This is a genomic window from Streptomyces monticola, assembly GCF_042665355.1.
GTDB classification, from domain to species: domain Bacteria; phylum Actinomycetota; class Actinomycetes; order Streptomycetales; family Streptomycetaceae; genus Streptomyces; species Streptomyces monticola.
On record NZ_JBHTCF010000004.1, the window covers coordinates 13790 to 39543 of the forward strand.

Annotated in this window: 25 protein-coding genes; 7 read left to right on the top strand and 18 right to left on the bottom strand. The window is 69.0% G+C overall.

Annotation, left to right across the window (positions count from 1 at the left end):
- Positions 1 to 51 precede the first annotated feature (51 nt).
- The 4 genes from ACFQVC_RS11165 to ACFQVC_RS11180 all read right to left on the bottom strand — a co-directional run bounded on the left by ACFQVC_RS11165 (position 52) and on the right by ACFQVC_RS11180 (position 5278).
- Positions 52 to 2871, bottom strand: coding sequence for an ATP-binding protein (locus ACFQVC_RS11165; RefSeq protein WP_381829599.1), 2820 nt, complete (start codon positions 2869 to 2871; stop codon positions 52 to 54).
- Positions 2872 to 3102: 231 nt separating this feature from the next.
- A complete protein-coding gene (locus ACFQVC_RS11170) occupies positions 3103 to 3417 on the bottom strand; it encodes an STAS domain-containing protein (RefSeq protein WP_381829600.1) in 315 nt (104 codons plus the stop codon).
- A 196-nt stretch (positions 3418 to 3613) separates the two neighbouring features.
- The gene (locus ACFQVC_RS11175) at positions 3614 to 4462 is read right to left on the bottom strand and encodes a 3-hydroxyacyl-CoA dehydrogenase family protein (protein ID WP_381829602.1); all 849 of its coding nucleotides are present in this window, start codon (positions 4460 to 4462) and stop codon (positions 3614 to 3616) included.
- A 177-nt stretch (positions 4463 to 4639) separates the two neighbouring features.
- Positions 4640 to 5278, bottom strand: a complete 639-nt coding sequence (locus tag ACFQVC_RS11180) for a TetR/AcrR family transcriptional regulator (protein WP_381829604.1) — start codon at positions 5276 to 5278, stop codon at positions 4640 to 4642.
- Positions 5279 to 5359: 81 nt separating this feature from the next.
- Between ACFQVC_RS11180 and ACFQVC_RS11185 the strand changes: the two genes are divergently transcribed.
- From ACFQVC_RS11185 to ACFQVC_RS11195, 3 genes are read left to right on the top strand one after another with little or no spacing between them, the layout of a single operon-like run.
- Positions 5360 to 6142 (top strand): ABC transporter ATP-binding protein, encoded by a 783-nt coding sequence (locus tag ACFQVC_RS11185; protein ID WP_381829606.1) that lies wholly within the window; start codon positions 5360 to 5362, stop codon positions 6140 to 6142.
- Positions 6143 to 6182: 40 nt separating this feature from the next.
- Positions 6183 to 6932, top strand: coding sequence for an ABC transporter permease (locus tag ACFQVC_RS11190; protein WP_381829608.1), 750 nt, complete (start codon positions 6183 to 6185; stop codon positions 6930 to 6932).
- A 23-nt stretch (positions 6933 to 6955) separates the two neighbouring features.
- Positions 6956 to 7528: a cob(I)yrinic acid a,c-diamide adenosyltransferase gene (locus tag ACFQVC_RS11195; RefSeq protein WP_381829610.1), complete on the top strand. Its 573-nt coding sequence runs from the start codon at positions 6956 to 6958 to the stop codon at positions 7526 to 7528.
- A 148-nt stretch (positions 7529 to 7676) separates the two neighbouring features.
- On the opposite strand, the gene ACFQVC_RS11200 is transcribed toward ACFQVC_RS11195, so the two are convergent.
- Complete coding sequence (locus tag ACFQVC_RS11200) at positions 7677 to 8261, bottom strand: hypothetical protein (RefSeq protein ID WP_381829612.1); 585 nt, start codon at positions 8259 to 8261, stop codon at positions 7677 to 7679.
- A 151-nt stretch (positions 8262 to 8412) separates the two neighbouring features.
- Between ACFQVC_RS11200 and ACFQVC_RS11205 the strand changes: the two genes are divergently transcribed.
- The 3 genes from ACFQVC_RS11205 (at position 8413) to ACFQVC_RS11215 (ending at position 12460) form a co-directional block, all read left to right on the top strand.
- Positions 8413 to 9741 carry a sensor histidine kinase gene (locus ACFQVC_RS11205; RefSeq protein WP_381829614.1) on the top strand — a complete coding sequence of 443 codons (1329 nt, stop codon included), beginning with the start codon at positions 8413 to 8415 and terminating at the stop codon, positions 9739 to 9741.
- Positions 9738 to 10382: a response regulator gene (locus tag ACFQVC_RS11210; protein ID WP_381829616.1), complete on the top strand. Its 645-nt coding sequence runs from the start codon at positions 9738 to 9740 to the stop codon at positions 10380 to 10382. The genes ACFQVC_RS11205 and ACFQVC_RS11210 overlap by 4 nt, the downstream gene beginning before the upstream one ends.
- Positions 10383 to 10624: 242 nt before the next feature.
- A complete protein-coding gene (locus tag ACFQVC_RS11215; RefSeq protein ID WP_381829618.1) occupies positions 10625 to 12460 on the top strand; it encodes a glycosyl hydrolase family 18 protein in 1836 nt (611 codons plus the stop codon).
- Positions 12461 to 12597: 137 nt separating this feature from the next.
- On the opposite strand, the gene ACFQVC_RS11220 is transcribed toward ACFQVC_RS11215, so the two are convergent.
- The 12 genes from ACFQVC_RS11220 to ACFQVC_RS11275 all read right to left on the bottom strand — a co-directional run bounded on the left by ACFQVC_RS11220 (position 12598) and on the right by ACFQVC_RS11275 (position 23448).
- Positions 12598 to 13044, bottom strand: coding sequence for a DUF2550 domain-containing protein (locus ACFQVC_RS11220; protein ID WP_381829620.1), 447 nt, complete (start codon positions 13042 to 13044; stop codon positions 12598 to 12600).
- A 130-nt stretch (positions 13045 to 13174) separates the two neighbouring features.
- Positions 13175 to 13561: a F0F1 ATP synthase subunit epsilon gene (locus ACFQVC_RS11225; protein WP_381829622.1), complete on the bottom strand. Its 387-nt coding sequence runs from the start codon at positions 13559 to 13561 to the stop codon at positions 13175 to 13177.
- A 142-nt stretch (positions 13562 to 13703) separates the two neighbouring features.
- Positions 13704 to 15140: a F0F1 ATP synthase subunit beta gene (gene atpD / locus ACFQVC_RS11230; RefSeq protein WP_381829623.1), complete on the bottom strand. Its 1437-nt coding sequence runs from the start codon at positions 15138 to 15140 to the stop codon at positions 13704 to 13706.
- The gene (locus tag ACFQVC_RS11235; RefSeq protein ID WP_381829625.1) at positions 15140 to 16057 is read right to left on the bottom strand and encodes a F0F1 ATP synthase subunit gamma; all 918 of its coding nucleotides are present in this window, start codon (positions 16055 to 16057) and stop codon (positions 15140 to 15142) included. Before ACFQVC_RS11235 ends, atpD begins: the two co-directional genes overlap by 1 nt.
- A 20-nt stretch (positions 16058 to 16077) precedes the next feature.
- On the bottom strand, positions 16078 to 17685 hold the full coding sequence (gene atpA, locus ACFQVC_RS11240) for a F0F1 ATP synthase subunit alpha (RefSeq protein ID WP_381829627.1): 1608 nt from the start codon (positions 17683 to 17685) through the stop codon (positions 16078 to 16080).
- A gap of 151 nt (positions 17686 to 17836) precedes the next feature.
- On the bottom strand, positions 17837 to 18652 hold the full coding sequence (locus ACFQVC_RS11245) for a F0F1 ATP synthase subunit delta (RefSeq protein WP_381829629.1): 816 nt from the start codon (positions 18650 to 18652) through the stop codon (positions 17837 to 17839).
- Positions 18649 to 19191 carry a F0F1 ATP synthase subunit B gene (locus ACFQVC_RS11250; RefSeq protein ID WP_381829631.1) on the bottom strand — a complete coding sequence of 181 codons (543 nt, stop codon included), beginning with the start codon at positions 19189 to 19191 and terminating at the stop codon, positions 18649 to 18651. Before ACFQVC_RS11250 ends, ACFQVC_RS11245 begins: the two co-directional genes overlap by 4 nt.
- A 42-nt stretch (positions 19192 to 19233) precedes the next feature.
- Entirely contained in the window at positions 19234 to 19491 is a 258-nt protein-coding gene (atpE, locus tag ACFQVC_RS11255; RefSeq protein ID WP_381829633.1) for an ATP synthase F0 subunit C, read from the bottom strand.
- A gap of 76 nt (positions 19492 to 19567) precedes the next feature.
- Entirely contained in the window at positions 19568 to 20377 is an 810-nt protein-coding gene (atpB, locus tag ACFQVC_RS11260; RefSeq protein ID WP_381829635.1) for a F0F1 ATP synthase subunit A, read from the bottom strand.
- A 225-nt stretch (positions 20378 to 20602) separates the two neighbouring features.
- Positions 20603 to 21040, bottom strand: a complete 438-nt coding sequence (locus ACFQVC_RS11265) for a hypothetical protein (protein WP_381829637.1) — start codon at positions 21038 to 21040, stop codon at positions 20603 to 20605.
- 524 nt (positions 21041 to 21564) lie between these two features.
- Positions 21565 to 21918, bottom strand: coding sequence for a hypothetical protein (locus ACFQVC_RS11270; protein ID WP_381829639.1), 354 nt, complete (start codon positions 21916 to 21918; stop codon positions 21565 to 21567).
- A 198-nt stretch (positions 21919 to 22116) separates the two neighbouring features.
- On the bottom strand, positions 22117 to 23448 hold the full coding sequence (locus ACFQVC_RS11275) for an MraY family glycosyltransferase (protein WP_381829641.1): 1332 nt from the start codon (positions 23446 to 23448) through the stop codon (positions 22117 to 22119).
- A 452-nt stretch (positions 23449 to 23900) separates the two neighbouring features.
- On the opposite strand from ACFQVC_RS11275, the gene ACFQVC_RS11280 reads away from it, so the two are divergent.
- A complete protein-coding gene (locus ACFQVC_RS11280) occupies positions 23901 to 24290 on the top strand; it encodes a hypothetical protein (RefSeq protein ID WP_381829643.1) in 390 nt (129 codons plus the stop codon).
- 69 nt (positions 24291 to 24359) lie between these two features.
- Here ACFQVC_RS11280 and ACFQVC_RS11285 read toward each other — a convergent pair whose 3' ends face one another.
- The gene (locus ACFQVC_RS11285; protein ID WP_381829645.1) at positions 24360 to 25679 is read right to left on the bottom strand and encodes a serine hydroxymethyltransferase; all 1320 of its coding nucleotides are present in this window, start codon (positions 25677 to 25679) and stop codon (positions 24360 to 24362) included.
- Between the last annotated feature and the right edge of the window lie 75 nt (positions 25680 to 25754).

Genomic DNA, 25754 nt, shown 5'->3' on the forward strand with positions numbered 1-25754 from the left:
CTCGGGCGCCGGACCGGCCCCTTCACTACCGGACAGCCGGCGCCCGAAGCCTCAGATCACGTCGCCGGACGCACCCGGCGACGCCTCCGAACCGCTGCCGCCGCCACTACTCACGGGCGCGCTCGCCGAGTTGGTCGTGTCGGGCTGGGACGGCTGCGTGGGAGGAGAGCTGGACGGGGAGGGCGAGGACGACGACGGGGGCGGCGAGGACGTCGGCGGCTTCGTCGTCGGGGGCTTGGTCGTCGGCGGCTTCGTCGTGGGCGGCTTGGTCGTCGGCGGCTTCGTCGTCGGGTCGTCCGACGGCGATCCGCTCGGGTCCGGGTCCTCGCTGCCGCTCGGGCTGCCGGACGGTGAGCCGCTGTCGCTTGGGGTGGGCGCACCGGAGCTGCCGGGGGTGCCCGGGACGACAGGACGGCGCGTGGAGTCGTCCTGCTCCTGCGGCTGGTCGGCGGGAAGCCCGTCGCCGTCGTCCTGTTCACTGGCCGTCTGGTTGGGCTTGACGGTGCTGGACGGCGGTTCCTTGTCGGAGATCGCGCCGAGCGTCACCACCGTGCCGAGCACCGCGGCGAGCAGCGCGCCCGCGCCGGCGGCCACGAGATTGCGCTTGGTGCCGCTGACGGCAACCCGTCGGGTGCCCGCCTCCGGGGTGTCGTCGGAGCCGCGGGTGGCGCGAGTGACCAGGGTGTGCGCCTCATCGGGCGGGAAGCCGGGGGTGGCGAGCGCCGCGGGCACGACGGGCGGTGCGAGCGCGGCCGGTACGCCGCCGGGCGGTGACGCCGACTCCTCGTAGCGTGCGTCCGGCACCTCCTCGCCCGCCGGGGTGCGCCCGCCGTGCACGGCACCGCCGGAGCGGTCCGCGACCAGAGCGAGGGCCCGGCGCCCCGCGACCGTGCCGCGCTTGTCGGCGAGAGCGCCGCGCAGCCCGATGGAGGCCTCGAGTTCGGCGCGGGCCCGGTCCAGGTGACCGCCGAGCAGCGCGAGAATCCCCAACTCGTGGTGGAAGTAGGCCTCTTCGGCCACTTCACCGGCGAGCCGTGCCGCCTCCTGCCCGGTGCGCAGGGCCCGCCCCCAGGCCCCCCAGGCGAGTCCCGCGGCCAGCGCGGGGGCGGCGGTACGGGCGAGCAGCACAGCGGCACTGAGGGGCCCGGTCTCGCCGTCGTCCCCGCTGCCGGGAACGAGCGCGGTCAGGGCGGCGAGCACCGCGTCGGACTCAGCGGCAGCACGCTCGGCGGTGACCGAGGGGTGCCCGGCCCACCAGGCGTAGTGCTGGGCGGCGGTGTGCGCACGGGCCGCCGCCTGCTCGCCGTATCCGGCGGCCTCCAGCTGGGCCTGTACGCCGGCGGCCAGGCGGTAGCGCGAGCCGACGGCGGCGACGAGGGCGACACCGGCGAGTTCACCGAGCGCGGCGTCCGCGTGGGTGTCGCCGACGAGCGCGGGCAGATGCGCCTGGTGCGGTACCTCACCGCCGAGCGCGACCGCGAACTCCAGGGTGGCGCGGGCCGATTCGCTCAGCCGGGACGCGAGCAGCGCGGCGGGCGCGGCCGCCTCGGCCAGGGACGGCAGCGGTACGTCGTGACCGTCGCCGGCCGCGAAGGACGCGTCACGGGGCTCGTCACGCCACTCGTCGCGCGGCACGTCCCGGGGCGGTGCATCTTGGGGCTCATCTTGGGGCGTGCCCTCGTAGGACACATCACGGACGGCGTCCCCGAAGGACACGTCACGGACGGCGTCCCCGAAGGACACGTCACGGACGGCGTCCCCGAAGGACACGTCACGGACGGCGTCCCCGAAGGACACGTCACGGGCGGCGTCCCCGAAGGACACGTCACGGACGGCGTCCCCGAAGGACACGTCACGGACGGCGTCCCCGAAGGACACGTCACGGGCGGCGTCCCCGAATGCCGCATCGCGAGGAGCGTCCTCGAAGGAGCCGTCCCCGTCGAACACCCCCCGTTCCGCGCGGAGTTGATCACGCTGGCGCAGCAGCGCACCGGCCTGCACGAAGCGCAGCGGCAGGCCCTCGGACTCGAACCACAGATCGCCCGCGAGGGCGGCCTCGTCGTCGCTGAGGGCGCGTCCCGCGACCTGCTCCAGGAGTTCGAGCCCGCCGCCGCGGCCGAGGCCCCCGAGGAAGACCTCTTCGAGGTGCGAGTCGGGCAGCGGCGCGGCCACGTCGGGCGTCGCGGAGAGCAGGAAGGCGCACTCGGGTGTGGCGTCGAGGAACTCTTCGAGGGCGCCGCCGCCGAACTCCAGGTCGTCCAGGACGACCACGGCGCCGATGTCGTGCACGAGCTCCAGGAGCCGCGCCTCGTCGGGCCGGTGACCCGGTGACCCGTACACGGCGGCGTACAGGTCGTGGAGGAGGTCGGCGGGCGCCCTGCCGTATCCGGAGAGCCGGACGACGCCGTCGGGGGCGAGATCCGCGCAGTCCTCCGCGACGACGTCGAGCAGCGCCGTACGCCCCGAGCCCGCGGGTCCGGTCAGGCGGACGGAGCGGCCGCGCGCGAGGAGGCGTACGAGCCGCTCACGCTCTTCCTGGCGCTCGAGGAGCGGCGGGACGGGCAGCGCGGGCCCGGGCGGCACCGGCGCCTTGGCGGCGCGGCGCAGCTCCTCGCGTTCGGCGGGTGTGTACTTCCGCGGCCTGGCCGGCTGCTCCCCGGGCGGGCATGGCTCGATCTCGCTGCCGTCGACAGGGTTGACGGTCAGCAGGAAGTCACCCGAAATCAGCTGAACCGTACGCACGGGCACGGGACTTCCGAAGTCCGGAGTGAGGGGATCGCGGGGCGGCCTGGGCGAGTTTGCGCCATTCGCTCCGGCTCCGCGCTCCCCTTCGTGGCCGTACTCTTCCTGTCCCCGGTTGGTCGGGTCCATGGTCAAAAGCCCCCCAAAAGCGTCGTATGCCTTGGCTTCCCCGGCCTTTCGCATACGGCACTGTCGCTTCTGGTCCGGCACCCACGGATCGGTGAGCGACCGAACCTTAGACCTTCGCTCAGTATCACGGAACACCCGGGGTGGTGCGCCGTCCGGGACGTCACAGTCTCGCGAGGATTGCGCGCACCATTCCCTTTGACCACCGGTGGCCCTTTACACACGGGTGGTCCTTTACAAGGGATGCGCGCCGATTCCGCCTTCGATCGCCAGAATGCGGTGCAGTCTGGTGGCGACGAGGAGCCGCTGCATCTGAGGCGGTACGTTGCGCAGCACCAGGCGGCGGCCGCACCGGCCCGCCTGGCGGTGTGCGCCCATGATGACGCCGAGTCCGGTGGCGTCGAGCGCGGCGAGGTCCGACAGATCGACTACGAGATCGCCCACACCCTCGTCGAGGGCCGAATGCAGGGCAGTCCGGGCGTCCGCCGCGCTTCGGACGTCGAGGCTGCCCCCGACGGTCAGCTCGGCGTGGTCGCCCCTGATGTGCATATGCGCTCCCCGAGAGTGCTGTGGCTTCGTCGCCACCGTCGTCACGTACGTCTCAACTGTGGTCTCACTGAACTGACTGGCTTACGGACACAGAAGTTGCCGTCCGTAAGCGAACCGATACCCAATTCACCCGTGAGGGGGACCCGGCCGGGAGTACGTGCGGGTGCGCCCGGATTCCCGGCCGGGGCAAGGCAGTTCAGTGCTGGTAGAACCCCTGCCCGCTCTTGCGGCCGATATCGCCGGCGTCCACCATCCGGCGCATCAGCTCCGGCGGAGCGAACTTCTCGTCCTGGGATTCGGTGTAGATGTTGCTGGTCGCGTGCAGCAGGATGTCGACCCCGGTCAGGTCGGCGGTCGCGAGGGGTCCCATCGCGTGGCCGAACCCCAGCTTGCAGGCGATGTCGATGTCCTCGGCGGTGGCGACGCCCGACTCGTAGAGCTTGGCGGCCTCCACCACGAGGGCGGAGATCAGGCGGGTGGTGACGAAACCGGCGACGTCGCGGTTGACGACAATGCAGGTCTTGCCCACCGATTCGGCGAACTCCCTTGCTGTGGCGAGGGTTTCGTCGCTGGTCTTGTAGCCGCGGACCAGTTCGCACAGCTGCATCATGGGCACCGGCGAGAAGAAGTGCGCACCGACGACCCGCTCGGGACGCTCCGTCACGGCCGCGATCTTGGTGATCGGGATGGCGGAGGTGTTGGAGGCGAGCACGGCGTCGTCGCGCACCAGCTTGTCGAGGGCCCGGAAGATCTCGTGCTTGATCTCGAGCTTCTCGAAGACGGCCTCGACGACGATATCGGCGTCGGCGGCGGCGTCCAGGTCGGTCGTGGTGGTGATCCGGGCGAGAGCGGCCTCGGCGTCCTCCGCGGCCAGCTTGCCCTTGCTCACGAACTTCTCGTACGAGGCCTTGATGCCGTCGGTGCCACGGGTCAGGGCCTCGTCGGTGACATCACGCAGGACCACGTCCCAGCCCGCCTGCGCGGAGACCTGGGCGATTCCGGAACCCATGAGTCCGGCTCCGACGACGGCGAGCTTCCGTGCCACTGTGCGTTCCCCTTTAACAGCTGCGGTCTTACCCACGGTTTACATTCAACTCTCCGGCGGAGACTAGCGGGCGTGAGGCCCCAATAGGGGCCATCGAGATGCGCGTCACGTCTCATCTGACGGACATCACACCGAGAGCCCACCGAGAGGGCCCCAAGAGGGTGCCCCGAAGCCGCATCAGGCCGTCCGCGGCGCGTAGTTGAGGACCTTTTCGCTCAGAAGGTCCTCGATCTCGTCGAGCAGCGCGAGCACCTCGCGTGAGACCTCACCGGCGTCACGCCCGGCGATCATGTCGCGCCGTACGACATCCATGACGGTCTCGTGCACCCAGTTGATCTGGCCGGCCATCAGGGTCGGCATCGGGTCGTCGGCGGCGGCGCCGACCTCCTCGCGCAGGGCCTCCTCCAGGTGTACGAGGGCTTCGTGGCGCACGCTCCACAGCCGGGACTTGAGTGAGGGGGCGTCCTCGATGACCACCATGAACTTGTCGATGCCCGGGACGAGGCCGACCTTGGGTGACATCTCCTCCACCTCGGAGCGCAGCTCGCGCAGGACGGCCGCGGCGGCGGACTCCCCGTTGTCGCGGCCGCGCACCCAGCGCGAGAGCCGGTCGACAAGCCTTGCGGAGCGGTCGAGGAAGAGGTCTTCCTTGGCGGGGAAGTAGTTGTAGACCGTGTTCACGGACACATCGGCCGCCTCCGCGACCTCCGCGATCGTCACCGCGTCGAAGCCGCGCGCCAGGAACAGACCCGTGGCCACATCCGAGATGTGCTGCCTGGTCCGGCGCTTCTTCCGCTCCCTGAGCCCTTCTGCCATGAACCCATCGTAGGCGTCGCTGCGCCCGCTTGAAATTTGGAGTCATTGCAAAATTTAAGCTGCTCTGTTTTTCTTGAGGGCATGGCAATCATCAGCACCGCCGGCCTGGCGCGGACCTTCACGACCAAACAGGGCGAGGTCGAAGCCGTACGCGGTATCGATCTGACCGTCGAGCCCGGCGAGATCGTCGGCTTCCTCGGCCCCAACGGCGCGGGCAAGACCACCACCCTGCGCATGCTCACGACGCTGCTCGCGCCCACCGGCGGCGCCGCCACCGTCGCCGGCTGCGATCTGGCCCGCGATCCGCGCGGCGTCCGCGGGAAGAGCGGGTACGTCGCGCAGACCGGCGGCGTCGACCCGAACATCACGGCCCGCGAAGAGCTCATCACTCAGGGCCGTCTCTACCGTCTGACGAAGGCTCAGGCAGCCGTCCGGGCCGAGGAGTTGGCCCATGACCTGGGCCTCACCGAACTCCTCGACCGCAAGTGCGCGGCCCTCTCCGGCGGCCAGCGGCGGCGCCTCGACATCGCGATGGGCCTCACCCACCGGCCCGAGGTGCTCTTCCTCGACGAGCCCACGACCGGGCTCGACCCGGCGAGCCGCGCCGACCTGTGGGACCTGGTCCGGAGCCTGCGCGACACGTACGGCACGACCGTCTTCCTGACCACGCACTACCTCGACGAGGCCGACGCGCTCGCCGACCGCCTCGTCGTCGTCGACAAGGGCGTGGTGGTGGCGGAGGGCACCCCGGGCGCGCTCAAGCAGCGGTACGCGGGCTCGCCCGACGCCACACTCCAGGACGCCTTCCTCGCGATCACCGGCCGGGGCCCGGCCCCCAAGGACGAGACCCCGGTCGCGGTCTGACGCCCCCGCCCTCTCCCACCCTCCCCACGAAGGAACACCCATGCTGGTGCACGACACCGCGATCATCTTCGGGCGCTATGCCCGGCAGACCCTGGGCTCCAAGTTCCAGATGCTCTTCGGCATGCTGATGCCGCTCCTCTATCTGCTCTTCTTCGGCCCGCTGCTCACGGATCTCCCGCTGGGCGCCGACGGCAGCTCCTGGCAGGTCCTCGTGCCCGGACTGCTGCTCCAACTCGGCCTGTTCGGCGCCTCGTTCGCGGGTTACGGGATCATCGTCGAGAAGACCTACGGCGTACTGGAGCGGATGCGGGTCACCCCGGTCAGCCGGCTCGCGCTGCTGCTCGGCCGGGTCCTGCGGGACGCGCTCCTCTTCGCCTTCCAGGCGGTGCTGCTCGTGCTCGCCGCCGTCGCCATGGGGCTGCGCGCCCCGCTGGCCGGCATCCTGATCGGCTTCGCCTTCGTCGGCCTGCTCTCCCTCTCCCTCGCGTCACTCTCGTACGCCCTGGCCCTGAGGGTGAACACGCCACAGGAGTTCGGCCCCGTCATCAACGCCGTGACCCTGCCCGCGATGCTGCTCTCCGGCCTGATGCTGCCGATGACCCTCGGCCCCGGCTGGCTCGACGTGCTCTCGCACTTCGTCCCGTTCCGCTATCTCGTGGACGCGGTCCGGGCGGCCTACGTCGGCGACTACGCCAGTACGCAGATGCTCTACGGCACTCTCATGGGACTCGGTCTGTCCGTGGTGGCCGTGACGATCGGCACACGGCTGTTCCGCCGGGCCGGGGCCTGAACTCCCCGGAGTAACCTCGGGGCATGGTCATTCTGTCGCGCATTTACACCCGTACCGGAGACAAGGGCACCACCGCACTGGGCGATATGAGCCGTGCCCCGAAGACCGATCTGCGGATCGCGGCGTACGCGGACGCCAACGAGGCCAATGCCGCCCTCGGTACGGCCATCGCGCTCGGGCAGCTCCCGCAGGAGGTCGTGAAGGTCCTCACCCGGGTCCAGAACGACCTCTTCGACGTCGGCGCCGATCTGTCCACGCCGGTCGTCGAGAACCCCGAGTACCCGCCGCTGCGCGTCGAGCAGTCCTACGTCGACAAGCTGGAGGCGGACTGCGACCACTTCAACGAGCAGCTGGAGAAGCTGCGTTCCTTCATCCTGCCCGGCGGCACGCCCGGTGCGGCGCTGCTGCACCAGGCGTGCACGGTCGTCCGGCGGGCCGAACGCTCGACGTGGGCGGCCCTCGAGGTCCACGGCGAGACGATGAACGCCTTGACGGCGACGTACTTGAACCGTCTGTCGGACCTGCTCTTCATCCTGGCGCGGTCGGCCAACAAGGCAGAGGGCGACGTCCTGTGGGTACCGGGCGGCGAGCGGTAGGGCGTCACGCCTGAAGGGACGGGTCTTGAGGGCTGAGCAGCCTTGAGGAAGTCCGGTGCGCTCTGGTCGTGCCCCAGAGGGGCGCGGGGAACTGCGCGACCAGCCACGACGCACCCGCAGATGACGCACCGGACTTCCCGCGGAGCGCCTAGACCCGGGTCACCGGCCGCTGCTCAGCCGCCTCCGCCCCCGACCCCGCCGCGCCCTGCGGGGCCTTCTTCGGCCACACCGTGTACGTGAGCGCGATCAGCCCGTGAATACCGAGCGCCCGCAGCGTCGTCCCCTGCCAGGCCCGCAGGGACGAGACCCGGGACGCGTCCCCCACGTACCAGATCGCGATCTGCAGCAGCCCCAGCGCGACCACCGCCCCCGCGAGGGACCGCAGCCACACCTTCCACTCGTACTTCGCCCGCCGCGCCCCGTACAGCTTCACCGGCGCGGGCCCGCCCGCGAAACGGTGGGCGAACACCGAGTCCAGCCACTTCACGGTGGCATGACCGTGGGCGACGGTATAGCCGATGTACAGCGCCGCGAGCCCGTGCTTCCAGTCCGGCTGGGCCCCGTTCCTGAGGTCGATCACCGAGACCACCAGGAGCAGCACCTCCAGGAGCGGCTCGCACAACAGCACCGCGGCGCCCGTGCGCGGCATCCTGGCCAGGTAGCGCAGGGACAGACCGGCTGCCAGCAGCACCCAGAAGCCGACCTCGCAGATGACGATGAGCGTGACGATCACGGGACTCTCCTCTCACGACCCTTCAAGCGTCCCGCCGGATCACCGCCCGATCGTCGTCGCCGATGACGAACCGCGCGTACATCGAAGGATGCAGTGCCACTTCGGTCCGCATACGGAGGCCGCGGCGCCGCCCGCCGTGTTGGATGGAAGGGTGAACCTTCCACGGCCGCACCGCCTCGACGTGCTGATCGCCGTGACCGGTCTGCTCGGCGGCCTGGTCCTGTGGGCGATGGGCCTCGGCCTGCGCAAGGCCCCGGTCGACTCGCTCCCGGACGCCTGGCTGCTCGTGCCGCTCGTGGTCCTCGCCGCCCTTGAGCTGCTGCGCCAGACCCGGCCGCAGTTCGCACTCGCCGCGGGCACGCTCATGCTGGTCGCCGACCAGTTCACACCGGGCAGTCTGGTGACGGTGCTGCTGTACGCGGATCTCGCCTACGCCGCCGTCCTGTACGGCTCACCGGCCGCCGCCCGCCGTATCCCCTGGACGACGGGCCTGGTCACGGTGGCCGCCACGATCGGGTTCCTGGCCTGGTTCCAGCAGCCCGAGGCCGTGCTGCTCGGCGTCATGGTGGGCCTGATCAGCTTCGCGCCCGCGGCGACCGGAGCGATCGTGCGCAACCACCGCGACGCCGCCGAGGCCGCCCGGCTGCGTGCCGAGCAGACCGCCCTGCTCGCCGAGATGGACCGTTCCCAGGCCGTCACGGCCGAGCGCGCCAGGATGGCCCGCGAGCTGCACGACATGGTCGCCAACCACCTCTCGGCGATCGCCATCCACTCCACGGCCGCACTGTCGCTCGACGACCCGGACACCACACACCGGGCCCTCGGCGTGATCCGCGAGAACAGCGTCGACGGACTGGCCGAGATGCGCCGCCTCATCGGGCTGCTCAGGGACGGCAGCGACGATCACGAACCGGCCGCCGCGCCCACCCTCGACGGCCTGGGCACCCTGGCCGAGCAGGCCCGCACCAACGGCCTCACGGTCACCCTCGACGACCGCCGCCCACGCCCCGCGGACCGGCTCCCGGCCCCGGTCGAGCTGGCCGCGTACCGGATCGTGCAGGAGTCCCTGACCAATGCCCTCAAGCACGCCTGCCCCGGCGAGGTACGGGTCGCCGTCGGCCTCGTCGGCACCGCCCTGACCGTGACGGTCACCAGCCCCTTCGGTGATCCTTCGGGGCCGCGTGCGCCGGGCTCGGGGGCCGGCCTGGTGGGAATGCGCGAGCGGGCGTCCCTGCTCGGCGGCGAGTTCGAGGCGGGCCCGCGCGACAGCGCCGACGGCAAGGTCTGGAGCGTACGGGCCGTGCTGCCCGTCGACGAAGCCGTGCGCGGCACCGAACAAGGGCGAGCCACGGAACCAGTGCGTGGTGCCGAACAAGTGCGTGGTGCCGAACAAGTGCGTGGCACTGAACAAGTACGTGGCACTGAACAAGTACGTGGCACCGAGCAAGGGCGCGGCGCCGAACAAGGAGGAAGCCAATGATCCGGGTCCTGGTCGCCGAGGACCAGTCGGCCGTACGCGCGGGACTCGTCCTGATCCTGGGCAGCGCCCCGGACATCGAGGTGGTCGGCGAGGCCGCGGACGGCGAGGAGGCGCTCGCGCTCGCCCGTGAACTGCGCCCCGATCTCGTCCTGATGGATGTGCAGATGCCACGGCTCGACGGGGTCGCGGCCACCCGCCAGGTCGTCGCCGAGCAGCTCGCGGACGTGCTCGTCCTGACCACCTTCGACCTCGACGAGTATGTCTTCGGGGCGCTGCGCGCGGGCGCCGCCGGCTTCCTCCTGAAGAACACCGACGCCAAGGACCTCATCGAGGGCGTCCGTACGGTGGCACGCGGCGAGGGCCTGATCTCCCCCGCGGTGACCCGCCGTCTGATCGCGGAGTTCGCGGCGAAGCCGGTGCGCGCGGCGGACGCCCCCGACCCGGCCGTCCTCGACGTACTGACCCGGCGTGAGCGCGAGGTCCTGTCCTGTCTCGGCCAGGGCCTTTCCAACGCGGAGATCGCGGTACGCCTCGACATGGCCGAGGCCACCGTGAAGACCCATGTGAGCCGGCTGCTCGGCAAGCTGGAGCTGCGCAGCCGGGTGCAAGCAGCCGTACTGGCGCAGGAGTTGAGTGTGTGACGGCGCGCCCGGCGGCCGGGACGGCCACGGCCGGGCGCGCTCACCGGTCCTCGTCGGACATCGACCGGCCGTCGCCGGACACCGACCGGTAATCACTGGTCCAGACCTATTGACGTAAGGTCCAGACCTTTCTACTCTCACCGCACGCACTGCGGTGAGCACACACACGCCATGAAGTGCTCACGGGCGTCGCAGGGTCCCCCCACCCCCCTTACGTCCGGCACTCACCGAGGAGGCGCTCCATGCGCTTCAGGCTCAGATCGCGACACAAAGTCACGGCGGGGCTCACCACCCTGCTCCTGCCCCTGGCCACCCTGGTCGCCCTGGCGTCCCCCGCAGAGGCGGCCGAGTCCGCCACCGCCACGTACACGAAGACCCAGGACTGGGGGAACGGCTTCGAAGGCAAGTGGACGCTGAAGAACACCGGTACCACCACGCTGAACGCCTGGGCCGTCGAGTGGGACTTCCCCGCCGACACCAAGGTCACTTCCGCCTGGGACGCCGATGTCACCAGCTCCGGCACCCACTGGACCGCCAAGAACAAGTCCTGGAACGGGACGCTCGCCCCCGGCGCCTCGGTCTCCTTCGGCTTCAACGGCACCGGCTCCGGCGCCCCCGCCAACTGCAAGCTCAACGGCGGCAGTTGTGACGGCACCAGCGTGCCGGGCGACAAGCCCCCATCGGCCCCCGGCACCCCCACTGCCTCGGACATCACCAACACCTCGGCCAAGCTGAGCTGGACCGCGGCCACCGACGACAAGGGCATCAAGAACTACGACGTGCTGCGCGACGGCGCCAAGGTCGCGACGGTGACGGGGACTTCGTACTCCGACACCGGCCTGACCGCCGGCACCGACTACTCGTACACGATCCAGGCCCGTGACACCGCCGACCAGACAGGACCGGTCAGTGGCGCCCGCGCGGTGCGCACCACCGGCGGCGGCGACCCGGGCCCCGGCCCTGGCGACAAGGTCAAGCTCGGCTACTTCACCAACTGGGGTGTCTACGGCCGCAATTACCACGTGAAGAACCTGGTGACCTCCGGCTCGGCCGCGAAGATCACCCACATCAACTACGCCTTCGGCAACGTCCAGGGGGGCAAGTGCACCATCGGTGACGCCTACGCCGACTACGACAAGGCCTACACCGCCGACCAGTCCGTGGACGGCGTCGCCGACACCTGGGACCAGCCGCTGCGCGGCAACTTCAACCAGCTGCGCAAGCTCAAGGCCAAGTACCCGCACATCAAGGTCCTCTGGTCCTTCGGCGGCTGGACCTGGTCCGGCGGCTTCACCGAGGCCATGAAGAACCCGGCCGCGTTCGCCGACTCCTGCTACAAGCTGGTCGAGGACCCGCGCTGGGCCGATGTCTTCGACGGCATCGACCTGGACTGGGAGTACCCCAACGCCTGCGGCCTGTCCTGTGACACCAGCGGTCCTGCCGTCTTCAAGACGATGATGCAGGCCTTCCGCACCAAGTTCGGCGCGAACAACCTGGTCACAGCGGCGATCACGGCCGACGCCTCATCCGGCGGCAAGATCGACTCGGCGGACTACGGCGGCGCCGCACAGTACTCCGACTGGTACAACGTCATGACGTACGACTTCTTCGGCGCCTGGGCGAAGAACGGGCCGACGGCCCCGCACTCCCCGCTGACCTCCTACCCCGGCATCCCGCAGGCGGGCTTCAACTCCGCCGAGGCGATCGCCAAGCTGAAGGCCAAGGGCGTCCCCTCCGCGAAGCTCCTGCTCGGCATCGGCTTCTACGGCCGCGGCTGGACCGGCGTGACGCAGAAGGAGCCGGGCGGCACGGCGACGGGCCCCGCGGCGGGTACGTACGAGGCGGGCATCGAGGACTACAAGGTCCTCAAGAGCAAGTGCCCGGCCAACGGCACGATCGCAGGCACCGCCTATGCCCACTGCGGCAGCGACTGGTGGTCCTACGACACCCCCGCGACGGTCACATCCAAGATGTCCTGGGCCAAGAACCAGGCCCTGGGCGGGGCGTTCTTCTGGGAGTTCAGCGGCGACTCCAGCAACGGTGAGCTGGTGAGCGCCATCAACGGCGGGCTTGGATAACAGCCTCCGCGCGGAAGCCGGGCAACGGGAACGCCCCCTGTTGTCCGGCTTCCCGGCATGTTCCGGGCGCTCACAGTCAGGGCACCCGGCCACGCTCCAGGCGCTCACGGTCAGGGCACCCGGCCACGCTCCGGGCGCTATGCCACGTTCACCCGCTGGCCGGGAGGCGCCGCCTCGAGCCAGGCCAGGAATCCGGTCAGGGCGTCCTCGCTCATCGCCAGCTCGATCCGCGTCCCCCGGTGCGTACACCCGAGAACGATCGCGTCGGAGAGCAGCGCCAGCTCCTCTTCACCATCGGGAGCACGGCGGTCGACGACCTCGATGGCGGACCGCTCCAGGACACGGCGCGGCCTGAGCGCATACGAGAAGACCCGGAACCATTCGATCCGGTCACCGTTGTAGCGGGCCACGCCATAGCTCCAGCCCTTGCCGGAGGTATCGCCGGCCTCGGGCGCGTTCCAGCGCAGGGAGCAGTCAAACGTTCCGCCCGAGCGCTGGATCAGTCGTCGGCGCAGTCCGAAGACGAAGAGTCCCAGCAACACGAGCACGACTACCAGCCCGCACACAAGCAGAGCGAGGATCATCGGCATCGACCTCCTCGCATCGTCCAGTTACGCAACTGACATTGCACCTGCATTGCCTCAGCCGCGACCCGGTCCGGAAAATTCCGGACCGTGCCGCGGCTGAGGCACATGTCTCCGTCGCGCGCTGGGTTCAGCGCGCCGCCACCGCACGAAGGCGGACATCCGCGCGCCGTTCGGCGGCCGCGTCGGCCTCCGACTTGGCACGCTCCAGTGCCCGCTCCGCGCGCTGGACATCGATCTCGTCGGCCATCTCGACGGTCTCGGCCAGCAGCGAAAGCTTGTTGTCCGCGAACGAGATGAAGCCGCCGTGCACCGCGGCGACGATCGTGCCGACCCCGTCCTCGGAAGGGGCGGTACGAATGGTCACAGGGCCCGACTCCAGCACACCGAGCAGCGGCTGGTGACCGGGCATGACGCCGATGTCGCCGGACGTGGTGCGCGCCACGACCAGGGTGGCCTCGCCGGACCAGACCTGGCGGTCGGCGGCGACCAGCTCGACGTGCAGCTCAGCAGCCAAGGGTGGCTCCTCGGGTCACCACCCGGCGGGTTCTGCCGGGTGTTGGGTCAAATTCTAGTGGGCTTCTCGTGGGCGTTGTGCAGGGGGCGGGGGTGCCGCTCGAGGCGAGGCACCACCCGCCCCCTGCCAGGAGTCACAGGACTCAGGAGACGCCGAGCTCCTTGGCGTTCTTCTTGAGGTCGTCGAGACCACCGCACATGAAGAAGGCCTGCTCCGGGAAGTGGTCGAACTTGCCGTCGCAGATCGCGTTGAAGGCCTCGATCGACTCCTCGAGGGAGACGTCCGAACCGTCGACGCCGGTGAACTGCTTGGCGACGTGCGTGTTCTGGGACAGGAAGCGCTCCACGCGGCGGGCACGCTGGACGACCAGCTTGTCCTCCTCGCTGAGCTCGTCGATACCGAGGATCGCGATGATGTCCTGGAGGTCCTTGTACTTCTGCAGGATCCCCTTGACGCGCATCGCGGTCTCGTAGTGGTCCGACGAGATGTAGCGCGGGTCCAGAATCCGGGACGTGGAGTCCAGCGGGTCCACGGCCGGGTAGATGCCCTTCTCGGAGATCGGACGGGAGAGCACCGTCGTCGCGTCGAGGTGGGCGAAGGTGGTGGCCGGCGCCGGGTCGGTCAGGTCGTCCGCGGGGACGTAGATCGCCTGCATCGAGGTGATCGAGTGACCACGGGTCGAGGTGATGCGCTCCTGGAGGAGGCCCATCTCGTCGGCCAGGTTCGGCTGGTAACCCACGGCCGAGGGCATCCGGCCCAGAAGGGTCGAGACCTCGGAACCGGCCTGCGTGAAGCGGAAGATGTTGTCGATGAAGAACAGCACGTCCTGCTTCTGCACATCGCGGAAGTACTCCGCCATGGTCAGACCGGCGAGGGCCACGCGCAGACGGGTGCCCGGCGGCTCGTCCATCTGACCGAAGACCAGGGCGGTCTTGTCGATGACGCCCGACTCGGACATCTCCTCGATGAGGTCGTTGCCCTCACGGGTGCGCTCACCGACACCGGCGAACACCGAGACACCGTCGTGGTTGTTGGCGACGCGGTAGATCATCTCCTGGATGAGCACCGTCTTGCCGACACCGGCACCACCGAACAGACCGATCTTTCCACCCTTGACGTACGGGGTGAGAAGGTCGATGACCTTGACGCCGGTCTCGAACATCTCGGTCTTCGACTCGAGCTCGTCGAAGTTCGGCGCCTTGCGGTGGATGGACCAGCGCTCGCCCTCGTACGTCTCGTCGACGTTGAGGACCTCGCCGAGGGTGTTGAACACCTTGCCCTTGGTGAAGTCACCCACGGGCACGCTGATGCCGGTGCCCGTGTCGGTCACCGGGGCCTGGCGGACCAGACCGTCGGTGGGCTGCATGGAGATCGCACGGACGATGCCGTCACCGAGGTGCTGGGCGACCTCGAGCGTCAGCGTCTTCTGGGCGCCGTCGAGGGCCGGGTCGGCCACCTCGACGTGCAGCGCGTTGTAGATGTCCGGCATCGCGTCGACGGGGAACTCCACGTCGACGACCGGGCCGATGACACGGGCGACACGGCCCGTCGCCGTCGCCGTCTCAACAGTGGTGGTCATTACTTGTCACTCCCCGCGGTCGCGTCGGCCAGGGCTGCGGAGCCACCGACGATCTCGCTGATTTCCTGGGTGATTTCGGCCTGGCGGGCCGCGTTGGCAAGTCGGGAGAGGTTGTTGATCAGGTCTCCCGCGTTGTCGGTCGCCGACTTCATCGCGCGGCGCGTGGCCGCGTGCTTGGAGGCGGCCGACTGGAGCAGCGCGTTGTAGATACGGCTCTCGACGTACCGCGGAAGCAGGGCGTCAAGGACGTCCTGGCCCGACGGCTCGAAGTCGTACAGGGGGCGGATCTCGTCCTTGGTGCCCGCCTCCTCCGCGACCTCGTCGAGGCTGAGCGGCAGCAGCCGGGACTCGACCGCGTTCTGCGTCATCATCGAGACGAACTCGGTGTAGACGATGTGGAGTTCATCCACGCCGCCCTCGGCCGTGTCCTTCTCGATCGCCTCGATCAGCGGTCCGGCGATCGTCTTGGCGTCCGCGTACGAGGGCTCGTCCGTGAAGCCCGTCCACTCCCCCGCGATCTTGCGCTCGCGGAAGTTGTAGTGGGCGATGCCGCGGCGGCCGACGATGTAGCTGTCGACCTGCCGGCCGTCCGCCTCGAGCTTCGCGGTGAGCTGCTCCGCGGCCTTGATGGCGTTGGAGTTGAAGGCACCGGCCAGACCACGGTCGCTCGTGAGGAGCAGGACCGCGGCCCGGGTCGGGTTCTCCACCTCGGTGGTCAGCGGGTGCTTGTCGTTCGCACCGGTGGCCACCGCGGTGACCGCGCGGGTGAGCTCGGTCGCGTACGGCGTGGAGGCCGCCACCTTGCGCTGTGCCTTGACGACACGCGAGGCGGCGATCATCTCCATCGCCTTCGTGATCTTCTTCGTCGCGGTGACGGACCGGATGCGACGCTTGTAGACCCGGAGCTGGGCTCCCATGAGTCAGGTCCCTTCCGTCGTCACTTGGAGACGGAAGCCGCCTCGGGGGCCGCCGGAGCGTCCTCGCCGATCAGCTTGCCGTCGGAGGTCTCGAACTGCTTCTTGAACTCCGTGATGGCGTCCGCGATGGCCGTGAGGGTGTCGTCGGACATCTTGCCGCCCTCCTTGATGGAGGTCATCAGGCCCTGCTCCTTGCGGTGCAGGTAGTCGAGCAGCTCGCGCTCGAAGCGGCGGATGTCGGCGACCGGTACGTCGTCCATCTTGCCGGTGGTGCCGGCCCACACGGAGACGACCTGGTCCTCGGTCGGCATCGGCTGGTACTGAGCCTGCTTGAGCAGCTCGACCATGCGCTGACCGCGCTCCAGCTGGGCCTTGGACGCGGCGTCCAGGTCGGAACCGAAGGCGGCGAACGCCTCCAGCTCACGGAACTGGGCGAGGTCCACACGGAGACGGCCGGAGACCTGCTTCATCGCCTTGTGCTGGGCGGAACCACCGACTCGGGAGACGGAGATACCGACGTTCAGCGCGGGGCGCTGACCGGCGTTGAACAGGTCCGACTCCAGGAAGCACTGGCCGTCGGTGATGGAGATGACGTTGGTCGGAATGAACGCCGACACGTCGTTCGCCTTGGTCTCGACGATCGGCAGACCGGTCATCGAGCCCTTGCCCATGTCGTCCGAGAGCTTCGCGCAGCGCTCGAGCAGACGGGAGTGCAGGTAGAAGACGTCACCCGGGTAGGCCTCGCGGCCCGGCGGGCGGCGGAGCAGCAGGGACACGGCGCGGTAGGCGTCGGCCTGCTTCGAGAGGTCGTCGAAGATGATGAGGACGTGCTTGCCCTCGTACATCCACTGCTGGCCGATGGCCGAACCGGTGTAGGGGGCCAGGTACTTGAAGCCCGCCGGGTCCGACGCCGGGGCGGCGACGATCGTCGTGTACTCGAGGGCGCCGGCCTCTTCGAGGGCACCACGCACGGAGGCGATGGTCGAGCCCTTCTGACCGATGGCGACGTAGATGCAGCGGACCTGCTTGTTCACGTCGCCCGAGCGCCAGTTGTCGCGCTGGTTGATGATCGTGTCGACGGCCAGGGCGGTCTTGCCGGTCTGGCGGTCACCAATGATCAGCTGACGCTGACCGCGGCCGATCGGGGTCATCGCGTCGACGGCCTTGTAGCCGGTCTCCATCGGCTCGTGCACCGACTTGCGGTCCATGACCGTCGGGGCCTGCAGCTCGAGGGCGCGGCGACCGGACGTCTCGATCTCGCCGAGGCCGTCGATCGGGTTGCCGAGCGGGTCGACGACACGGCCGAGGTAACCCTCGCCCACGGCGACCGACAGGACCTCGCCGGTACGGGTGACCGACTGGCCTTCCTCGACACCGCTGAACTCACCGAGAACGATCGAACCGATCTCGCGCTCTTCCAGGTTCAGCGCGAGACCGAGGGTGCCGTCCTCGAACTTCAGCAGCTCGTTGGCCATGGCCGAGGGCAGGCCCTCGACCTTCGCGATGCCATCGCCGGCCAGGGTGACCGTACCGACCTCCTCGCGCGAGGCCGCGTCCGGCTGGTACGCCTGGACAAAGTTCTCCAGCGCGTCCCGGATCTCCTCCGGCCGGATCGTGAGCTCCGCCATCTGGGTTCCCTGCTCTCCTTGTTGGGCCCGAAGTTTCACTTGGGGGGATGGGGACTCCCCCCTAAGAGAGGTGAATCCTCTGCACGGCCCAACTCGGGCCGTTGTTCATGCTTGTTGAGTTGGTTGCGACGACCTGATCTGCAGGCTGCCGTCAGCCGGCCACCCGGCGGCTCGCGTCTTCGAGACGGTCCGCGATGGAGCCGTTGATGACCTCGTCGCCCACCTGCACCCTGATTCCGCCGAGGACCTCGGGGTCCACGTCGAGGTTCAGGTGCATCTGCCGGCCGTACAGCTTGGCCAGCGCACCGGCAAGCCGCTGCTTCTGTCCGTCGGACAGCGGCACGGCCGAGGTGACGACCGCGACCATGCGGTCCCGGCGGTCCGCGGCGAGCTTGGACAGGGACTCGAGTCCCGTCTCCAGGCTACGTCCACGGGGCTGGGTCACAAGGCGCTCGATCAGACGCTCCGTCGTGGCCTCCGCACGGCTGCCGAGCAGGCTGCGCAGCAGCTCGCCCTTGGCCGAGGCGGACGCGGTGCGGTTGGTGAGCGCGGCCCGCAGCTCGGTGTTCGAGGAGACGATCCGCCCGAAGCGGAACAGCTCGTCCTCGACGTTGTCGAGCTTGCCGGCCTGCTGCGCCGCGGTGAGGTCGGCGGTGGCCGCCAGCACCTCAAGCGCGTCCACCAGGTCACGCGACTGCGACCAGCGGGAGCGCACCACGCCGGCCACCAGGTCGGCGGCGTCGGCGGAGATCTGCCCGCCGAGCACCCGGCCCACCAGCTCGGCCTTGGCTTCAGCGGCCTGCGCCGGGTCGGTCAGGACCCGACGCAGCGACACCTCGCGGTGGAGCAGCGCGGTGACGGAGGCCAGCTCGTCCGCGAGCGCGGCCGCGTCGACCGACGTGTTGTCGGTCAGCGCGTCGAGACGCTCACGTGCGGCGGCCAGTGCCTCGCGGCTCGCTCCGTTCATCGCGCGGCCTCGGCCTTCTCATCGAGCTCGTCGAGGAAGCGGTCGATGGTGCGGCTCTGCCGGGCGTGGTCCTCGAGGGACTCGCCGACCAGCTTGCCGGCCAGGGTCGTGGCCAGCTGGCCGACGTCCTGACGCAGCGCGTGCGACGCGGCCTTGCGGTCCGCCTCGATCTGCGAGTGCCCGGCAGCGATGATCTCCTCACGCTGCCGCTGGCCCTCGGCGCGCATCTCGGCGATGAGCTGAGCACCCTGCTCCTGCGCCTCCTGGCGCAGCCGCGCGGCCTCGTGCCGGGCCTCGGCGAGCTGAGCCTTGTACTGCTCGAGCACGCTCTGGGCCTCGGTCTGAGCGGCCTCCGCCTTCTCGATGCCGCCTTCGATCGCTTCGCGGCGCTGCTCCAGAACCTTGTTGATGTTCGGGAGAAGCTTCTTGGCGAGGAAGCCGAAGACGATGACGAAGGCGATCAGGCCGATGATGAGCTCGTCGAGATGCGGGATCAGAGGGTTCTGGGCCTCCTCCGCCGCAAGTGTCAGAGGGTTCACATCAGTGCCTTCCGTAAAAGGGGTATGGGCTGTCGGTCCGGCTTACTGGTAGACGAAGCCCATGACGATGCCGATGAGGGCGAGCGCCTCACAGAAGGCGAAACCCATGATCTGGTTGGTGCGGATCAGGCCGGCCGCCTCGGGCTGACGGGCGAGGGCCTGGGTGCCGTTACCGAAGATGATGCCGACGCCGACGCCGGGGCCGATGGCGGCGAGGCCGTAACCGATCGACGCGACGTTACCGACGACGTTGGTCTTGGCGTCAGCGGCGAGGTTGACCATTTCGAGAGCAGCGGACATGCCGTTACTTCCTTCTCTTTCACGGACCGGTGGGGGTTGGCCACCGGACGGCTGTTGGTTCTGGGGGTGGGCTGGCTCAGTGGTGCTCGGCGAGCGCGCCCTGGACGTAGCTGGAGGCCAGGAGCACGAAGACGTACGCCTGGACGGCCTGGATGAACAGCTCGAAGACCGTCATCGCGAGGACCATGACGAACGAGACGGTGCCGTAGGCGATGCCGATGCCGTTCATCAGGTACCAGGAAGCCAGCGTGAACATCACGATCAGCAGGTGGCCCGCGAACATGTTCGCAAAGAGCCGGACCGCGTGGGTGAAGGGGCGGATGATCAGGTTCGAGAAGAACTCGATCACCACGACCAGCGGCAGCACCCAGCCGAGCGACTTGTCATAGCCGGTGATGTTCTTCCAGCCGCCGACGAATCCGTGCTTCTTGAAGGTCAGGCTGACCCACAGGACGTACACGATCAGGGCCAGACCGGCGGGGAACGCGATCAGCGAAGTGACCGGGAACTGAGCGACCGGAATGATCGACCAGAGGTTCATCATCCAGACGAAGAAGAACAGCGACACCATCAGCGGGACGTACTTCTCGCCGTCCTTCTTGCCGATGATCTCGTAGACGATGCCGCGGCGTACGAAGTCGTAGCCCGCTTCACCGACCATCTGGGCCTTGCCCGGGATCAGCTTCGGCTTGGCGAAGGCAGCCCAGAAGAAGCCCACGACCACGACCGTGCTCAGCAGCGCCAGCAGCATCGGCTTGGTGAACTCGAAGCCGCCGACGGTGAAGATCGGCTTGTAAAGAAACGTGTGGAGGCCCGGAGCCGGGAAGCCGCATCCGCTGAAGATGTGACAGTTCGGGTCGAAGGCAAGCGTCTGGTCAGCACTCACCGCGGGCTCCTTCAGCGTGGCGCATAGGTACGGCAACCTCGTTGTGTCGGCGCGGCAGGAAGCCGCGGGTCGGCACTGGACTGGTCTTACGGATTGAGGGGCGACATTCAGGCAGTGAGCCTCGCGATGGAACAGGCGTCAGCTCGGATGCCCGCGCCCGCAGTGCCGCAGTTGGCACCGGACGATAGCAGGGTCCCGAACGGCTCTTTATCCCGGCCCTACCCCTCATGACGACGACCCTGTCTTCTCACTCTCGCGAGGGCCGGAAGAGTCCGGATCGATATAGAAGATCTTGGCCTTCTTGAAGGCCACAGCCATAGCGACAACCCAGGTGATGGTCGCGGCGATGATGGCGGCGGCGAAGGTCCTGGGATTGAAGAGCTCGGTGTCCTTGAAGATCGCGACAAAAGCGAACAGCACGAGCAGCTGCGTCGTATAAAGCATCAGACCCATGGCCTGGAACAGATGCGGCCAGTGCTTGGCCGTGTACTGCAGGCCGAGGATTCCCGCTCCCATGAAGACCACCACCACGGCGGTGCCGATGACAGCACCGAGAGCTCCCTCACCGCCGGCGACCACAGCAGAGACAACGGTGGTGATCGCACCAACCGCGGCTGTGGGCACAGCGATGGGAAGGAGAGTCCGGGCGTCGAGAGACGGCATGGCGGCAGCTCCGCTTGTTGCTACGGGGACGAGTTGTCGTCATGGACGAGCGTAAGCCCGGGCACAGGGCGCTTCTGATGCCAACAGACCGTCGCACTACGGTCTTTCGGCCCTACCCCGGGATCTCGTGAACCGTATCACAAACTATTTGATGAGGTCTTTACCTGTCGGGTGTGCTGGCTGTCACACATGAGAGTTAACGCGCGCGTCTGTGCATGCGACGGGGCAACTTGTCTGCTATTGGAGGCATTTGAACGGCGGCCCGTGGAGATCCAGGTCTCCAAGTGGGCCCGCAGGGGCATCCACCCACTCGCCCGTTGACGCCCGAGAAGACCGGAAGATCCTCTGGTTTTCGTCCGGGATTCGAGGAGGCGAACACGGCACATCGTACGAGTCATGGATAACGGAAGCCGACCCGGGAATGCCGACGGCTCCGGGCGCCCACCGATCAGAGTGGGGGCCGGAGCCGCGGTCGATACGGGGTCAGTACGGATCAATCTGGGTCAATACGCGTCAATACGAGGTCAGCAGCCGACCCGGTAGATCTTCCTGCCCTTGGTCCAGGCGATGCCGCCGTAGCGGAAGTCCCCGGTCTTGTTCTTGGCGATGTCGAACTTGGGCTCGCGCGAGGCCGGCAGGTCCACCTTGAAACAGACCTTGTGGCCGCAGTAGTTCTTGACCTTCACCATGCGGTTGAAGCGCTTGTTGTACCACTTGAGTGCCTTGACGCACGTGCGCGCCTTCGCCTCGACGTCACCGGCGCCCTGCGTGACGGCCACGACGGCGTCGCCTTGGCCGGTCCGCGGGGTCGCGGCCATCGCGCTTCCCGAGAAACCGAGGGTCCCCAGCAGCGCCGCACCGGCGAGGGTCGTACCCATCAACTTACGCGCGCTTCCTCCGTTTTCGTGCGGAACGGGGATCGCGCAGTGGCGGTCACTCGCTGCTCCCCCGCAGCCAACGGAGAGTTTTTCAGCACGCAAACGCGATGTGCCGAACCGGCCCCAAGGGCATGGAACGAACGGGCAGGTTCGCCCTGGCCCGAATAATCCGGACTCCGCTTTACAGAAGCGAAATCGCTAGACCCGCGTGTGGTCCGTCGTGCCGCGCTCGGCGAAGCGCGCCCTGCCGCCCACGGCTGTGGCGCCGTTGCCCCGGGCGGCCGCGGCCACGACCGGTTCCGCGGGGACGCTCTCGCCCGCCGCGGAGACGCTCTCGCCGGCCGTGGGGGACGCGTCGGTCCTGCGGTGCCGGTAGCGCGGCGGTACGAAGGCTTCCATCCAGCGCGGGGTGCGCGGGGTGAAGCGGGGCAGGAGCAGCAGCACCAGGCCGACGAAGCTGAGCGCGACGACCACCAGGACGATCCACATGGACGCCGAGTGCACCGAGTAGGCCAGGGCGCCGAAGGCGATGAGGCCGGACCAGAAGTACATGATCAGGACCGCGCGGCTGTGCGAGTGCCCGATCTCCAGGAGCCGGTGGTGCAGATGGCCGCGGTCGGCGGCGAACGGCGACTGACCGCGCCAGGTGCGGCGTACGACCGCGAGCACCAGGTCGGCGGCGGGCACCGCGATGATCGTCAGGGGCAGCAGCAGCGGGATGTAGACCGGCACCGTCTGGTGCACCGCGGAGCGCTCCGAGCCGGCGAAGAGGTTCATCGCGTCCGGGTCGACCTGGCCGGTGATGGAGATGGCGCCGGCGGCGAGCACCAGGCCGATCAGCATCGACCCCGAGTCGCCCATGAAGATCCGGGCCGGATGCATGTTGTGTGGCAGGAAGCCCAGGCACATGCCCATCAGGATCGCCGCGAACAGCGTCGCCGGGGCGGCGGCCTCGATGCCGTAGCTGTACCAGATGCGGTAGGCGTACAAGAAGAACGCCGCCGCCGCGATGCACACCATGCCCGCGGCCAGGCCGTCCAGGCCGTCCACGAAGTTCACCGCGTTGATGGTGATCAGGACGAGGGCGACGGTCAGGAGCGTGCCCTGCCACTGCGTGAGGGAGACCGAGCCGAAGCCGGGGATGGGCACCCACAGGATCGTCAGGCCCTGCATGACCATGACGCCCGCGGCGATCATCTGGCCGCCCAGCTTCACCAGGGCGTCGATCTCGAACTTGTCGTCCAGGACACCGATCAGCCAGATCAGGGCGGCCCCGGAGAGCAGCGCCCGTGGTTCGTTGGAGTTCTCGAAGACCTCGTTGAGGTTCTGCAGGTGGTCGGCCACGAGCAGACCCGCGCACAGGCCGAAGAACATGGCGATCCCGCCGAGCCGCGGCGTCGGCTCCCGGTGCACGTCACGCGCACGGATCTCCGGCATCGCCCCGGCGACGATGGCGAACTTCCGCACCGGCCCGGTCAGCAGATAGGTGACCGCTGCCGTGACGCAGAGCGTCAGCAGATATTCACGCACGGGCTTCCCCACAGGTATCGCTGGCCATCTCAGCCCCACACCCTAGCCGTGCCGGGCTGAAGTGAGCGCACTCGCCGTCTGTCCCTCAGCCGAGGGTAAGCGCGTTGTGACACGGTCACCATGGTTCAAGAGTGCCTGTAGCAAGGCCCTGACACCGGCTCATCGGCCGCCTCGGGGCGCAAAACCGCCCTGCCGCGCACCCCCTCGGCTCCCGGCACCCTCCCCGGCAAGCCCTGGGACCTGTGGTTATTGCAACAGCAACCGATGCAAGAAGCGGGCGGGCGGCTCGAAACAGGCCCTGATATCGGCTGGTATCAAGGCCTGTACATCAGGGCGTCACCCGTTCGTACACTGCCGCGATTTGCTCCTGCGCGATAGAAAGTCCGGGCAATCGGGGGCCGGCGCCACTGACCAAGCGCCGGCACTCCTTTGGGTCCGTCTGAAGGAGCAGAATGCGCAAGGCAATAGGTACCGCCGCCACTGTGGCGGTCATGCTGGGCACCCTCGGCGCCGCCGGAACGGCGTCGGCTAGCAGCCCGGCCGAGACCAGGGGACAGCAGATCTCGACGACCTCGGCCGAGGCCTCGGGGAACATGGAGGCCAACCGCCTGCGGTGCGGGGCGACCATCAAGCGGCTGAGCAACGGCCCGGGCCCGCTGGGCAACAAGCGCTGGAACATCTACTACAAGAACTGTTCCAGCAGCGCGAAGAAGCGCAAGGTGGACATCAAGCTCGGCCGCGACCTGGTGTGCAAGAAGATCAAGCCGGGCAAGACGGCCAAGTGGCACCACAGGACCGGCCACTTCGGGCCGGACTCCCCGCGCTCCGTCAAGAAGTGCTGACGGACGTCCCTGAGCGCAGCGGCTGACCGACGGCCCGGCCCGGCTACCCCGGGCCGGGCCGTTGACGCGTCATCGCAGGGTCGCGGACGGCGGATAGGGCGGGAATCTGCGGACGAGATCCCTCACGTCGGCGCGCACCGCGTGCTCCCCGCCGCCCCCGCCGTCCTCGCGCAGCGCCGCCTTGAACAGGGCCGCGATCCGCGCCATCTCCGCCTCTCCCATGCCCTGCGTGGTCACCGCGGCCGTGCCGAGGCGCAGTCCGCGGACGTCGCCGTGGGGCAGGGCGCAGGTGTCGAGGACGAGCCCCGCGGCGGCCAGCCGGCCGCGGGCGCTGCGGGCGTCGAGGCCGAGCGGGGTGGGGTCGGCGATGACCAGATGGGTGTCGGTGCCGCCGGTGGTGACGGCCAGGCCCTCGTCGGCGAGGGCGGCGGCCAGGACCCGGGCGTTGGCGACCACCCGATGGGCGTACGCGGTGAAGCCGGGGGTCGCCGCCTCGCCGAACGCGACGGCCTTGGCGGCGATGGTGTGCATCTGGGCGCCGCCCTGCGTGAACGGGAAGACGGCCCGGTCGATGCGCTCGGCGAGGTCCGCCCCGCAGAGCAGCAGACCGCCGCGCGGGCCGCGCAGGACCTTGTGTGTGGTCGCGCACACCACGTCCGCGTGCGGTACCGGACTCGGTGCCGCTCCCCCGGCGACCAGGCCGATGGGATGGGCCGCGTCGGCGATCAGATACGCGCCCACGTCGTCGGCGATCTCACGGAAGGCGGCGTAGTCGGGATGGCGCGGATAGGAGATCGAACCGCAGACGATCGCCTTGGGCCGGTGCGTACGGGCCAGGGTGCGGATCTGCTCGTAGTCGATGAGTCCGCTCTCCGCGTCGACGCCGTAGCCGATGAACTCGAACCAGCGGCCGGAGAAGTTGGCGGGCGAGCCATGGGTGAGGTGGCCGCCGTGCGGAAGGCCCATCGCGAGCACGGTGTCGCCCGGCCGCAGGAGCGCGGCGTACGCGGCGAGCACGGCCGAAGACCCGGAGTGCGCCTGGACGTTGGCGTGCTCGGCGCCGAACAGAGCCGTGGCGCGGTCCACGGCGATCCGCTCGGCCATGTCCACGAGTTCGCAGCCACCGTGGTGGCGGGCGCCCGGATAGCCCTCGGCGTACTTGTTGGCGAGCGGGGAGCCGAGGGCGGTGAGGACCGCGGGCGAGGTGAAGTTCTCGGCGGCGATCAGCTGCAGGCCGTCCGCCTGCCGTTGCACCTCGGCCACGAGGATCTCGGCGAGCTCGGGGTCCTGGCGGCGGAGCGCGTCGACGGCAGGACCGAGAACGCCGGGAGATACGCCGTCAGGCACAGCTTCGACGGGCCGTACATCTGCTGCGGGGGTGACCGGCATCTTCGGCTCCGGCTGAGGACGAGGTGAGGGCGCCAGATCCAATGTAGGCCGGGTCGCCACCCGCCGCTCGGTGTG

What these genes read in the sequence shown, in the direction of transcription:
- ACFQVC_RS11180 (WP_381829604.1), bottom strand. Translation starts at nt 5,278, where the DNA reads ATGGCAGAAGGGCTCAGGGAGCGGAAGAAGCGCCGGACCAGGCAGCAC.
- ACFQVC_RS11210 (WP_381829616.1), top strand. Translation starts at nt 9,738, where the DNA reads ATGATCCGGGTCCTGGTCGCCGAGGACCAGTCGGCCGTACGCGCGGGA.
- ACFQVC_RS11235 (WP_381829625.1), bottom strand. Translation starts at nt 16,057, where the DNA reads ATGGGAGCCCAGCTCCGGGTCTACAAGCGTCGCATCCGGTCCGTCACC.
- ACFQVC_RS11215 (WP_381829618.1), top strand. Translation starts at nt 10,625, where the DNA reads ATGCGCTTCAGGCTCAGATCGCGACACAAAGTCACGGCGGGGCTCACC.
- atpD (WP_381829623.1), bottom strand. Translation starts at nt 15,140, where the DNA reads ATGACCACCACTGTTGAGACGGCGACGGCGACGGGCCGTGTCGCCCGT.
- ACFQVC_RS11185 (WP_381829606.1), top strand. Translation starts at nt 5,360, where the DNA reads ATGGCAATCATCAGCACCGCCGGCCTGGCGCGGACCTTCACGACCAAA.
- ACFQVC_RS11220 (WP_381829620.1), bottom strand. Translation starts at nt 13,044, where the DNA reads ATGATCCTCGCTCTGCTTGTGTGCGGGCTGGTAGTCGTGCTCGTGTTG.
- atpA (WP_381829627.1), bottom strand. Translation starts at nt 17,685, where the DNA reads ATGGCGGAGCTCACGATCCGGCCGGAGGAGATCCGGGACGCGCTGGAG.
- ACFQVC_RS11190 (WP_381829608.1), top strand. Translation starts at nt 6,183, where the DNA reads ATGCTGGTGCACGACACCGCGATCATCTTCGGGCGCTATGCCCGGCAG.
- ACFQVC_RS11170 (WP_381829600.1), bottom strand. Translation starts at nt 3,417, where the DNA reads ATGCACATCAGGGGCGACCACGCCGAGCTGACCGTCGGGGGCAGCCTC.
- ACFQVC_RS11195 (WP_381829610.1), top strand. Translation starts at nt 6,956, where the DNA reads ATGGTCATTCTGTCGCGCATTTACACCCGTACCGGAGACAAGGGCACC.
- ACFQVC_RS11265 (WP_381829637.1), bottom strand. Translation starts at nt 21,040, where the DNA reads ATGCCGTCTCTCGACGCCCGGACTCTCCTTCCCATCGCTGTGCCCACA.
- ACFQVC_RS11280 (WP_381829643.1), top strand. Translation starts at nt 23,901, where the DNA reads ATGCGCAAGGCAATAGGTACCGCCGCCACTGTGGCGGTCATGCTGGGC.
- ACFQVC_RS11165 (WP_381829599.1), bottom strand. Translation starts at nt 2,871, where the DNA reads ATGGACCCGACCAACCGGGGACAGGAAGAGTACGGCCACGAAGGGGAG.
- atpE (WP_381829633.1), bottom strand. Translation starts at nt 19,491, where the DNA reads ATGTCCGCTGCTCTCGAAATGGTCAACCTCGCCGCTGACGCCAAGACC.
- ACFQVC_RS11270 (WP_381829639.1), bottom strand. Translation starts at nt 21,918, where the DNA reads ATGGGTACGACCCTCGCCGGTGCGGCGCTGCTGGGGACCCTCGGTTTC.
- ACFQVC_RS11245 (WP_381829629.1), bottom strand. Translation starts at nt 18,652, where the DNA reads ATGAACGGAGCGAGCCGCGAGGCACTGGCCGCCGCACGTGAGCGTCTC.
- ACFQVC_RS11285 (WP_381829645.1), bottom strand. Translation starts at nt 25,679, where the DNA reads ATGCCGGTCACCCCCGCAGCAGATGTACGGCCCGTCGAAGCTGTGCCT.